This window comes from Desulfoconvexum algidum (assembly GCF_055382125.1).
Window position 1 is genome coordinate 1,298,717 of sequence record NZ_AP042394.1, and the last position, 11,951, is coordinate 1,310,667.

Consider the following 11,951-nt stretch of genomic DNA (forward strand, 5'->3'; position numbering starts at 1 on the left):
CACACACACACTAATTTCTATTTTTCTCTCCCCCCTCCCTCCCAATGGATTATCTGTCTTAATTTTTTTTGTTAAAATTTATTCTTTGAAAATCCTAATGAATTCAGGGGAAACCTCATTGTTCATAGGGTTTTAGGAAGTATTTTGTTGACAAACCTGTTAAAACATGGTTCACTGTTCGAGAATGGGCGACTTGTTTTTATAAAAAATTAAGGTGGGCTATCTATGGGTGAAAAATCCAAAAACGTCAAGGCAGATGTGAGTGGTTCAAGCAAAAAAGAATTTTCAAAGGGAGATCTTGCTGTTTATCCGGCACATGGGGTTGGCTATATCGAGTCAATCGAAAGTAAAGAGATAAACGGAGATACCATGAATTTTTACATGATGAAAATTGTGGAAAACGGCATGGTCATCATGATTCCGACCTCAAATGTAGAATCTGTTGGGTTGAGAGAAGTGATTCCGGTCGCAGAGGTTCCCGAAGTCTACAAGGTCATGCAGGAAAAAGCACAGGGTGCCGATAACCAGACATGGAACCGTAGATACAGAGAGTATATGGATAAAATCAAGACCGGTTCCATCTATGATGTGGCTGAAGTGTTCCGGGATTTGTTCCAGCTCAAGCTTGAAAAAGACCTTTCCTTTGGTGAACGGAAGTTGCTTGATACTGCCCAGAATCTTCTGGTCCAAGAGCTTTCCATGGCAAAGGATGTTGATGAAAAAGTAATGATGACAGAGATTGAAAACCTTTTTAATTAATCACCACAATTTTGGATAACTTTAACCGGTGGGCTATATAGGCCTGCCGGTTTTTTTTTAGGATATGAAACTAAACCTTACTATTTCCAATATCCAAGCTAATTTAAGGCTGGACCAAGTTCTATCGGGTTGGGTTGAGACCTGTTCCAGGAAACAGGCTTCCGATCTTATCGCCCGTGGGGAGGTCTTGGTGTCCGGTATGACAAAACGGCCGGGATACCGTGTTAAAATAGGGGATGTGATCGCAGCCTTTATTCCTGAGCCTGTTGAAGAGGTGCCGCCGGGACCGGAATCCATGACGCTTGCTATCCTTTTTGAAGACGATTATCTCCTGGTTATCGACAAGCCACCGGGACTTGTGGTACACCCGGGACCGGGAAATCTTTGTCATACGCTTGTCAATGGCCTGTTGAATCATGTCCCCGCCTTTCAGCAGGGAGACTGGGATCCTGTGCGGCCCGGAATTGTCCATCGGCTTGACAAAGACACCTCCGGCCTCATTGTGGTGGCAAAAACCCTTAAAAGCCTGTTTTTTCTTCAAAAGGAATTTAAACAGCGACGGGTGGAAAAAAGATACCTTGCCCTGGTGGAAGGCAAAAATATTGCCCCCGAAGGGGAAATCGTGCTGCCCCTTGGCCGCCACCCCATCAAAAGAAAGATAATGGCGGTGAATCATGAAACCGGAAAATATGCCAGGACATCATGGCGGATCCGCGAACAGTTTGTTGACGCATGTCTGGTTGATGTTCGCCTCTATACCGGGCGCACCCACCAAATTCGGGTTCATTTCCGGGCCAAGGAGATGCCCATCATAGGGGACAAGGTGTATCAATATCGAAGGAATCGTCGGAAAAATACCCTTGCTGACCGTCAGATGCTTCATTCCTGGCGCCTTCGGTTCCGACATCCCTATTCGGGCCAGGAGATGAAGTTTGAGGCCAAGATGCCAGCTGATTTTATAAAGACCATGGCAAAACTTGATTCGCCTGTCTGATTAAAAAGAGGTTGGCCCTAGAAAACTATAGCAAGAAAACTATAACAAGTATAACAAGAGAAATAAATTCATGTCCAAATCCCAGGATCCTAAGATGCATTCAGCAGAACACATACTGAACCAGGCCATGGTCAGATTGTTGGGGTGTGATCGATGCTTCAGCGCCCATATTAACCCGAAAAAATCCAAGTGCGACTATGTGTTTGACCGTCCCCTTTCCGATCACGAAGTAAAGGAAATACAAGGGGAGGTGAACCGGGTGATTCAGCAAAATTATCCGGTTGTGGTTGAGCAGGTATCCAGGGCCACTGCACAAAAAGAGTTTAACCTGGCAAGGGTTCCGGAAAAAGAAAGTTTGTCACAATTTCGGGTTGTCCGTATGGGCAGTTATGATGCCTGTCCCTGTGTTGGACCCCATGTCCTGTCCACAGGAGAAATAGGTACCTTTGTCATTGTATCAACGGGATTTGAGAACAATGTATTAAGGATTCGGTTTAAACTGTCCTGATCAAAATTGAATTAAGATTGAATTAAGATTTTTTTTGGGAAGATTCGGGTCCGTCATTACCGGCCGGGGCGGGATGCAGTTCACGGATTGAACAATTCTGACAGGTTCTAAATTCCGCTGCGCTGAAGGCTGAAAACTCGCTTCGCTCAAACAGTTCAGCCTTTTAACCGCTCCGCTGCATAAGAACCTGTACACAATTGCAATCAACGGTTCACCCGCATCCCACCCCAGCCTTCATGGCGGATTAGAGTCCGTCGCACCAAATTTATTTTCATCCCTATGAATTTTTAAAAGATAAGCCAAACGAAGAATGTATTAACAGAGTTTGTGCGATCTCGTTTTGTTGAATTCCGAAGGTCAGTAAATATAACTGTTGTTTGAATGAAACCGAAAAAAGAATGCTCTGAATGTAAATAAGGAGATTTTCGGTAAACCAGATATAATTTTTTCCAACCACAAGATCTTGTGTCAGGTTTCGATTCAGAAAACCCCGGACTATTTAATAATAGTCCGGGGTTTGAAATTTGGCATTGGCGGCATTTCATTATAGACAAAGTCTACTGTATGAAATCTTCATGATACCGATACAAATCAAAACCATTTTCCGGTAAAAGTTGAGGCCATGATTATGTAAGTATTCAAAATTTTGTGGATTTGTAAACATAACAAAAAATCTGACATTTCAAGCTGTTGCATAACAAAATCATATAATGTATATCTGAAAAATGTTTTGTATTATAGGCCATATAAATTGCCAAGCAATATTTCATCAATTCTAAAATAGGAAATTATTATGAAATTTATCTTTTATTCTTTATTACCAGGAATAATTGCATTTAGCACCCTAACTACTGATCTGTATGCTACTCAGTTTGTCGTTGCGGTGACAGATTATCGACCTTATGGTATTACTGAAAACAATGCAAAAACAGGTATTTTTATAGATATTTTAAACCAAATAGGCAAAAAAACAGGCGATACTTTTGTTTTTAAACATATTCCTGCCGCTAGAGTTAAACTCTATTTTGTATTAGGGAAAATAGATATTGAGTCAGGAGTAAATCCTGTTTGGAGGGCAGATCAAAAGATTATAGGCGAATATACAATACCATTTATGAAATCAGTAGATGTCGTTTTATTTAGAAAAGGACATCGTATTCCAGTAAAAAAATTTGATGATTTGAAAGGCTGGACAATTGGTACTGTTCGTGGTTATTATTATCCAGGATTTATGGAGGCATTTAAAAAAAAAGAAATTATTAGAGAAGATGTAAACACCGAATTTCAGAATTTAAATAAAATAGCCTTTAATCGCCTCAATGCTATTTTCATTAATCGAGTGGTAGCGGAATATTGGATGAGCAAAAATTCAACCTATCATAATTTTGAAATTGGAGAAGTCGTTGGCTCAACAGATATTATGTTTCGTATTCATCCAAGCAAGAAGGAGGCAATTCCACGTTTGAATAAAGCAATTCTAAACTTAAAACAAACAAGATCAATAGATCAAATTTTTTCAAAATATCGTTAGATATAGAGCATTCTCCGATATTCATCGTGCGTCAAACTTTTTTGATCGCAAACCGAAAAGAAAACACTACTGGTTATAATCAGGACCCAAAACTCCCCCTCAAGAAAACCGGATGTATAGACAAAGTCTGCTCTACAGCAGAATGGATATCCCCTTCCTTTTATCTCCAATATACAGTAATGGAGTTTTTAAAAAATTTGATTTTTCCCGTCCCATATAATGGAATTTTCCACCAGCGCCTAAAAAAACAGTCCATACCATATGTGGTAAGTTTATATTTTCATAGAAGCCCGGGTTGGTGGATGAATCGCTCTGTAATTTGTCAAATTTGACTCCTGACAGAGAATACCATTATTGTTGGGTTCCAGATTGCTTCATGTACATTATAGAAATCCACGGCACACCTCTGAAATATCGAACATTTTGTTTAAGTCGACTTCAGTCTACGCTCTCGCTTTTCGTATTTCTCTACATCTACATCCATGTGCTTATCTTCTGATCTTTTCCCGGTGATTGTCCCGGTATCGATATCGATTCTTATTAAAAAAATCTCGGTAAGACAGCCTTTGTATTTATGATGATGGCCCCATCCTTCTCGATAGTGATTCATAAGGATATCAGCCCCTATCTTTTTTTCTCTTGGGTCATCAACAATGGTTGCCTTTCCGTATCCCATCACACATTCGTAATTTGTGCCACACCTGTATGCTTGGTCAGTGTTTTTAACCTCTACCCCAGTTTCAATTTGGAAATGCACAAGGCTATTTGCTCTGAGCAAATCGATTTTTTTCCCGCCCCGTGCACTGTGAATGTAGAATGTGTTATCCTTGTATCCATAGTTCAAAGGAATTTGATATGGTTTATCTCCATCCATCATTGCAATATGGACTACCGTTCCTTTTTGCATTACTTTCTCAATTAGAATGGGGTCTGAAATTTGTTTATCTTGTCTTCTCATATTCTCCCCTGTTTAAACATTAGACATTGAATATTAATAGATTTATTGGCGAGGTAGTGATAAGCAATCGCTCTGACTACCAGGCGATACAACAACCGGAAACACAAGATCATAAACCCAGTTAAACACAAGAGCATATACTGGAATAAACAGCGAAAAGGACAAATCAAGTACAAGAGCCTGACCGAAGGTGAAGCCCATCCACCACATAATCATGGGAAGTGAGAAAATCATAAGGCAAATTTCAAAGAATACCGAGTGAAAACATCTCAAACGAAACGATCTCGGATAAAGGGGATGCTTTAAAAAAATAAGTGCCCTGTCAAATAAATAATTATACAATCCGTTGCAAAGCATGGCTGTAGCGCTCAACCCCAAACTCATCATCCCTGTATGGCTGAAGCTTTTATTGAATATCAAAGTTAAAATAGGGGTGCATATCCCTAATAAAACTAATTCAAACAATAGTGAATGCATTATCCTTCCCCTAAAAGTTCTCATGTTCTTTAAACCTTTCGATATAAATTTTATCAAAATATTCTTGATGTTCGTTTGAATAAAAAAGTACCATTCAAAACTCATATTTGATTTTACACTTTCTTTTACCAGCAATAATACCTATAAAACAAGTTGGTTTCTATCTATAAAATTTATAGGTGCTTTTATGAATTTATCTTTAAATAATCTTAAAACCTTTATCGAGGTTGCTGATAAAGGTTCTTTTTCAGCTGCAGCAAGGCACATAGGTAAGGCACAGTCTGCTGTCAGCATCTCTATTGCCAATCTTGAGATTGATCTTGGCGTTGAGCTTTTTAACCGTCAAGGCAAATTCCCAGTACTGACCCAAGAAGGTCAGGTGCTTTTACGGGAAGCCAGACAGATTGTTAACAGTTGTCATACTTTTATAGAACGAGCCCGAGCCTTTGAAGGAGGGATTGATTCCATCTTGCGGATTGCCGTGGATGAAATTATCTCCAAAGAAATATTAATGGATTTGTTAGAAAAATTTAGTAAAAAATTTGCTGCCACTGAATTAGAAATTCTTTATGGTACTTTGGGTGATATCCAGACAATGGTTGAGCAGGGCAGAGTGGATATTGGTATTTTGGTTCCAAATAATTTACCAAACCAAATTAATCCAAATAGGTTAGTGTCCCATATTGCATTTATTCCGGTAGTTTCAGTTGAGCATCCTCTGGCGAAAAAAAAGGAACTCACCCTCCATGACCTTGAATCCCATCGACAATTAGTCGTAACCAGTCGTGGTGGAGAGCGGGAGGAGGAATCCATCATTTTGGGAAAACAAATATGGATGATTGAAAGTACAGATGCAATTATAGATATGGTTCGGAGAGGAGTTGGTTGGTCGTTTCTTCCGACGCAGGCAGTCGCGAGAGATATTGAAAAAAGAAATTTTGTTAAATTATCATTGTTTGTCAATATAGTCGAGCCATTGGTGCCAGTATACCTGATCTGGACACAGCAGCATAGTCTTGGTGTTGCCGGGCAATGGATGTTGAAAGAATTATCTAAAATGGAAAATCGCTACTAAGTTTACAAAGAGCACAGGCTATTTTTGTCTGTTGGGTATTGGTGAGCCCTATGTCTATTTATATGGGGTTTCGGTTGGAAATTAACGGCGTGCACTGGTATTTTAAAGACTCAGTCCAGGCAGAATTTGCCACCCCCACATATTGTATATAGCGCTTTTTCAGCTTTGAGATTTTCATTCAATTATATAAGCCATGAGCGTCATACCCGGCCATTTCCCCACAGTGTTTTTTATAATATATAAAAATAATAACAACACTTCATTTTCAATAAAAAACCTATGATTTTTCTTTAACAATTAGCGTTTAATGATGGTATCATGAGTGACGAGTAAAATTTCTAATATGACGACCACTTCCAAATGAATGGCTCGGGGTTTCAGAACCGACGAGCAGTGAGGACTACTTCCAAGGCAAGCTCATTTTTTTAGGCGAATGAGTACCTCAGACTATCCCTGTTAGTCCAGATTTTATTCAAAGTTTTCCAACCACCATATTTAGTGCCCCAAATTTTTTCATCCCAAAACCCAAAAGTAAACTTAGTTGGAAAATAACATTCTCACCTGAAGAAATGGCTTTGGAAACTCTTTTTATATTGTTACCTGATTGGAATGGATTTTGGATCTGAATTAGATATTGTGTCGGTTGTCACTCTTTTTAAAATTGCTTGCCACGGTGCTGGGTTGGGTTGGGTTGGGTTACTGAAAGTCCATTGGAATAATAATACAAGGGTTATTCTTGCCTCGGTGCTCCTGCCTGGACAAGAGAGAGGGATTAATCTTGCATAAAACGTCGGGAAAATACCCTTGCGGATCGTTGAGATCCCTCCTTTTTGGCGCATTCGGTTTCGCCATCTTTTTTTCGGGGCCGGCAGAAGAAGGTTGAGGCCAAGATCCCGGTTGATTTTATAACAGATCCTGTCAAGGTTGGATTTGTATTACGGATACAAAGAAGATTTTATATGTCTTCCCGGACTTCTTCCGATAGATTTAATCGTTGACGTATTTTTTCATAGGAGACAAACCGGCCCTTTCTTGCGGATGGCGTTAAAAATGATACAAGTTTTCGTTCCATCATTTTGGGGTGAAGATCCTCTGATATGGCGAGCACACCTTCTAAAACAATTTTTTGAAGAAAAAGTTCCTGGAGGGTTCTTTCTCTTATGTTTGCCGCAAAGGGGAGAAAGAGAAAGTTGGCCAGCACGATACCATAAAGGGTTGATGTGAGGGCCACGGGGATGGTGGTCATGATGATGGCTGAATCCCCCTGACCTGCCAGCATTCCGATGAGCCCCACAACACTTCCCACAAGACCAAAGGAAGGGGCGACATCGGCCATGGTCTGAAGGACTCTTCTGGTTTCTTCCCTCCTCATCTTGAAAAAATACATCTCGGAGGTTAAGGATTCTCTGATTTGTTCCTTTGAAAATCCATCCACCAAAAGCCCCAATGCCTGACGAAGAAAAACAATGGCGGTTTCATCTTCATCATCCTGGAGGGCCAGCAGCCCTTGTAATCTTTTTTTCACAGACAGATCCACCAGAATTGAGACAATTTCATTGGGGCTTTTGATCCCTCGTCCATAGGAGGTTTTTAACACCTTGAAAAGAATTTCGATCCGGCGCATGTTGTAACTGAGAAAGGTGGCCCCCAATGTGCCGCCGATGATGATCAGAAACCCAGATAAATTCACATAAAGGCCTGTATTGCCATGGATAAAAAAACCTGCCAGGAAAAGAGATATGCATATCATTATGCCAAAGATATTTTTTTTTGACTGTTTAAAAAAAGAAACCCAATCCGATGTCAACATGTTCCGTCTCCATTATTTTTTTGATCCATTCGTATATTCAAATTGTATGGTGAAATCTTGTGTTTAATATTCTTTCTTGGTTAAAATCAGTTCAACCCGCCGGTTAAGCGACCGGTTATAATTTGTATCATTTGATCTGACCGGCTGGTGATAGGAGTGGGCCGTTATATAAAGTCTGTTTTCATCAACATTGCAGCGTTCTGTTAAATACCGTGCCACCATCACAGCTCTGTGGGAAGAAAGTTCCCAGTTAGTGGGATAGGTAACAGAATCGCTGGGGGTATCATCGGTGTGGCCGGCGACATTTATATAATATTCATTTTCGTTCAGGGCCTTGGCAATCTGGTCCAATTGATACCGTGCGCCTAATTTAAGGTCTGCACTCCCCGAATCAAATAAAAAATCACCCGCAAGTATGATTTTAAAAGCATTGTCATCGATTAGGTCTGCACTGATGTTGTCATCTATCAACACCTCTTTGATGGCCTGTCGTGTCTGGTCAAAAACATCCAGGGACTTGCTTTGGGTGTTGACATTTATTACCTTGCCGGATCCTTGTTCAGACAAATTGCTTTTGGCAGGACCCAACCCGAAATTCACCTCTTTGTCACCCGCCTGGTAAAGGTACATGACTGCAAAAAAAATGAACATGGTCATCATTAAATCTGACCATGAAACGGCCCATCTGTTTTTCTGATTCTCTTCTGGACAAGAGAAAATCTCGTCGTTAAAATCAAAAAGGTCATTTGATTCAAGGAATTTTTCTGATTTTTCTCTCTGTGCTGACGCCATGGTTTATCTTTTCCTGGGAGGTCTATTAATTCATGCCACTAGGCTTTTTGTTCCCGTAAATAGGGTTTTAACCCATTTAGTTAAGTACTCTGCAATATGTATTCCCGAAGTTAAATTAAATAAGAAGTTTTTTTCTAAGACCTTTGCTTTATAGATGATATCCAAAAGAATATAGGGATTATGGGGGGGAGATAATTAAAAAGGGGCCTTGTTCATTGGTCAGCAGGCCCCTTTTTTTTGACTTGCGCAGGCGGTGTTCAGGCAGATACCGGCTCGATATTAATGGCACATACTTTGAACTCCGGTATTTTTGCGGTGGGATCAAGCTCACCGTTGGTCAACTCGTTGGCCGCCGCATTGGCAAAGTGGAAGGGAATAAAAACGGTTCCCTCCACTGCTTTGGAGGATACCTTGAGTTTGGCTGTTATTTTGCCCCTTCGGGAGGAAACGTTCACCATGGCCCCGGTGTTAAGGCCTAATCTTTTTACATCCTTGTCTGATATTTCCACAAAACATTCAGGAGACAGCTGATTAAGCCCATCGCTTCGCATGGTCATGGTACCCGTGTGATAATGGTATAGGACCCGGCCGGTTGTGAGGATATAGGGATAGCGTTCATCGGTCAGCTCGGCCGGTGGTACATGTTCAATGGCATGGAAAAATCCTTTCCCCCTTGTAAACTGCGCTGTATGGAGGATGGGGGTTCCCGGGTGGGTTTCATCGGGGCATGGCCAGTGAATACCGATTTTATCGATTCTCTCCCAGGTGATTCCTCTATAGGACGGGGTCACAGCTGCAATTTCTTTATAAATCTCATGGCTGTTTTTATAGGTCATCGCATAGCCCATCCGGCTGGCAATGCCGCAAATTATTTCCCAGTCCCGGCGAGCTTCTCCCGGTGCATCCACGGCTTTCCTGACCCGCTGGACCCTACGTTCTGTATTGGTAAAGGTGCCATTTTTTTCAGCAAAGCAAAAGGAGGGCAATACCACATCCGCCATTATCGTGGTCTCTGTTTCAAAAATATCCTGGACCACCAGAAAATCCAGGTTGGAAATGGCTTTCCTGGCATGGTTCAGATCCGGGTCTGATATCATGGGGTTCTCTCCAATGATAAACAGAGATTTTAAATCACCGCTATGGGCTTTGTTGAACATTTCCGTTGCCACAAGCCCTGGCGTGGGGCTCATGTCTAAAACATTCCAGGCCCGCTCTAAAGTTTTTCTGACATCATCATTGTTTACTGGCTGGTAGGCCGTGAATACATTGGGCAGACCCCCCATGTCACAGGCACCCTGGACATTGTTCTGGCCGCGCAACGGATTGACGCCGCCGCCGGGTTTGCCCAAATGGCCGCAGAGCATGGACAGATTTGCCAGGGATTTTACATTGTCTGTACCGCAGGTGTGCTGGGTAATGCCCATGCAATAGAGAATGCTGGCAACAGGGGCCGTGGCAAATTGTCTGGCCACTTCAATGAGATCTTCTGCTTTAATACCGGTGATGGCTTCAACATATTCAGGCGTATATCTTTCAACGGTTTTTTTCAGGGCGTCAAAGTTTTCAGTCCTTTGTTCAACGAAACTTTTATCCTGGAGATCTTCTCGGATGATGACGTGCATCAACCCGTTGATCCAGGCGATGTCGGTACCGGGGAATGGTCTTAGCCATTGGTTGGCATGATCTGCCAATTTTACCCGCCTGGGATCGATGAGATAGAGTTTTTTCCCTTTCAGAACCGCTCTTTTGACAAAACTGGACAATACCGGATGGTTTTCCGTGGTATTGGATCCGGTGACAAGGATCAGATCGCTTGTTTCAATATCTGCGATGGTGTTTGTCATGGCGCCACTTCCAAATGCTGCAGCCAGACCGGCTACGGTGGAGCTATGTCAAAGCCTTGCACAATGGTCTATATTGTTTGTTTTTAATACGGCCCGGGTGAATTTTTGTGCCACATAATTGTCTTCATTGGTCACCCGCGCTGAGGTGAGAACGCCGATGGCGTCTGATCCAAAATTTTCTTTAATGGCGGTAAATTTGTCTGCCACAAGTTGCAGGGCTTCGTCCCAGGAAGCTTTTACCTGTTTCCCATCCTTTTTGATAAGGGGTTGGGTCAAGCGGTCCTTGGAACCGACAAAATCAAATCCAAATCGTCCCTTGACACAGAGACTTGCATTGTTGGGGGGTAAGTTTACATCTGCCCCGTCAATTTTGATAATTTGATTGTCCTGGACAAAGATATCCATCTGGCACCCTACCCCGCAAAAAGAACAGGTGGTCCGGATGGTATGGGTATCCTTAAACCGGTCATCCCGGAATGCCTTGTCCGGGATCAATGCGCCAACTGGACAGGCCTGGAGACATTCGCCGCAGAAAACACAATCAGAATCCTTGAGAACAGCGTCATTCTCAGCAATGATTTTAAGGTCCTTGCCGGCATATCCAAATTCGATGGCATTGTTGACCTGGATTTCGCGACAGGCTTTTACACAGCGACCGCAAAGTATACACCTTGAAAAATCCCGAATAATAAAGGGATTGACCCGTTCTGTTTCATACTGGCACCCGTTTAAGGGCATTCCCTTTGTTTTGACCTGGTATCGATAGGCTAGGTTCTGGAGCTCACAATCTCCCCAGACAGGGCACAGATCTTCCTTGCCGTCATCTTTTAATACGCCCAATTGAAAGGAAGTCCAGTCAACAGTATCAAAATCGCGAATGGCACAATTATGGTTTCCCGATGCCAGCATGCGGCTGATATGTTTTTTGCGGGCTTCTATAACCCTTGGAGATTCTGTGAATATGACCATACCGATGTCGGCTTTGGTCACGCAGGATTCCACAAGATCATCTTTTCCCTTTATTTCCACAACACAGACTTTACAGGTATTGGTTGGAATGGTGTTTTTTAAATGACAAAGGGTCGGAATATCGATCTTATTCCTTTGTGCAATGCTAAGAATTGTTTCACCAGGTTCAAAGGTCAGACTATTTTCATTTATTGTTATAATATTCTTTTCCATGGCTTTTCCTAGAATTATTTT

10 protein-coding genes are annotated in these 11,951 nt (G+C 41.8%); 5 read left to right on the top strand and 5 right to left on the bottom strand.

All coding sequences use genetic code 11. The annotated features are described in order from the left end of the window. Positions 1–225 precede the first annotated feature (225 nt). The 4 genes from ACZ45G_RS05885 (at position 226) to ACZ45G_RS05900 (ending at position 3,792) form a co-directional block, all read left to right on the top strand. On the top strand, positions 226–759 hold the full coding sequence (locus ACZ45G_RS05885) for a CarD family transcriptional regulator (protein ID WP_464175948.1): 534 nt from the start codon (positions 226–228) through the stop codon (positions 757–759). A 64-nt stretch (positions 760–823) separates the two neighbouring features. Continuing rightward, positions 824–1,753, top strand: a complete 930-nt coding sequence (locus ACZ45G_RS05890; protein WP_464175950.1) for an RluA family pseudouridine synthase — start codon at positions 824–826, stop codon at positions 1,751–1,753. 94 nt (positions 1,754–1,847) lie between these two features. Then, complete coding sequence (locus ACZ45G_RS05895; protein WP_464175952.1) at positions 1,848–2,261, top strand: alanyl-tRNA editing protein; 414 nt, start codon at positions 1,848–1,850, stop codon at positions 2,259–2,261. Positions 2,262–3,054: 793 nt separating this feature from the next. Continuing rightward, a complete protein-coding gene (locus tag ACZ45G_RS05900) occupies positions 3,055–3,792 on the top strand; it encodes a substrate-binding periplasmic protein (RefSeq protein ID WP_464175954.1) in 738 nt (245 codons plus the stop codon). 427 nt (positions 3,793–4,219) lie between these two features. Here ACZ45G_RS05900 and ACZ45G_RS05905 read toward each other — a convergent pair whose 3' ends face one another. Both ACZ45G_RS05905 and ACZ45G_RS05910 read right to left on the bottom strand, forming a co-directional pair. Beyond that, positions 4,220–4,750, bottom strand: a complete 531-nt coding sequence (locus ACZ45G_RS05905) for a pyridoxamine 5'-phosphate oxidase family protein (RefSeq protein WP_464175956.1) — start codon at positions 4,748–4,750, stop codon at positions 4,220–4,222. A 42-nt stretch (positions 4,751–4,792) separates the two neighbouring features. Next, a complete protein-coding gene (locus ACZ45G_RS05910; protein WP_464179881.1) occupies positions 4,793–5,332 on the bottom strand; it encodes a PACE efflux transporter in 540 nt (179 codons plus the stop codon). A gap of 82 nt (positions 5,333–5,414) precedes the next feature. Here ACZ45G_RS05910 and ACZ45G_RS05915 point away from each other — a divergent pair, with 82 nt between their 5' ends. Beyond that, the gene (locus tag ACZ45G_RS05915) at positions 5,415–6,302 is read left to right on the top strand and encodes a LysR family transcriptional regulator (RefSeq protein WP_464175958.1); all 888 of its coding nucleotides are present in this window, start codon (positions 5,415–5,417) and stop codon (positions 6,300–6,302) included. Positions 6,303–7,257: 955 nt separating this feature from the next. Here the strand turns inward: ACZ45G_RS05915 and ACZ45G_RS05920 are convergent. The 3 genes from ACZ45G_RS05920 to fdhF form a co-directional block, all read right to left on the bottom strand. Beyond that, positions 7,258–8,112, bottom strand: a complete 855-nt coding sequence (locus ACZ45G_RS05920; RefSeq protein WP_464175960.1) for a motility protein A — start codon at positions 8,110–8,112, stop codon at positions 7,258–7,260. 63 nt (positions 8,113–8,175) lie between these two features. After that, a complete protein-coding gene (locus ACZ45G_RS05925; RefSeq protein ID WP_464175962.1) occupies positions 8,176–8,904 on the bottom strand; it encodes an OmpA/MotB family protein in 729 nt (242 codons plus the stop codon). A 257-nt stretch (positions 8,905–9,161) separates the two neighbouring features. Beyond that, positions 9,162–11,930, bottom strand: a complete 2,769-nt coding sequence (gene fdhF, locus ACZ45G_RS05930; protein WP_464175964.1) for a formate dehydrogenase subunit alpha — start codon at positions 11,928–11,930, stop codon at positions 9,162–9,164. Positions 11,931–11,951: the final 21 nt, after the last annotated feature.

Coding starts and splice junctions, on each gene's coding strand:
- ACZ45G_RS05885 (WP_464175948.1), top strand. CDS start 226: ATGGGTGAAAAATCCAAAAACGTCAAGGCAGATGTGAGTGGTTCAAGC.
- ACZ45G_RS05910 (WP_464179881.1), bottom strand. CDS start 5,332: ATGAGTTTTGAATGGTACTTTTTTATTCAAACGAACATCAAGAATATT.
- ACZ45G_RS05920 (WP_464175960.1), bottom strand. CDS start 8,112: ATGTTGACATCGGATTGGGTTTCTTTTTTTAAACAGTCAAAAAAAAAT.
- ACZ45G_RS05905 (WP_464175956.1), bottom strand. CDS start 4,750: ATGAGAAGACAAGATAAACAAATTTCAGACCCCATTCTAATTGAGAAA.
- ACZ45G_RS05915 (WP_464175958.1), top strand. CDS start 5,415: ATGAATTTATCTTTAAATAATCTTAAAACCTTTATCGAGGTTGCTGAT.
- ACZ45G_RS05900 (WP_464175954.1), top strand. CDS start 3,055: ATGAAATTTATCTTTTATTCTTTATTACCAGGAATAATTGCATTTAGC.
- ACZ45G_RS05895 (WP_464175952.1), top strand. CDS start 1,848: ATGCATTCAGCAGAACACATACTGAACCAGGCCATGGTCAGATTGTTG.
- ACZ45G_RS05890 (WP_464175950.1), top strand. CDS start 824: ATGAAACTAAACCTTACTATTTCCAATATCCAAGCTAATTTAAGGCTG.
- ACZ45G_RS05925 (WP_464175962.1), bottom strand. CDS start 8,904: ATGGCGTCAGCACAGAGAGAAAAATCAGAAAAATTCCTTGAATCAAAT.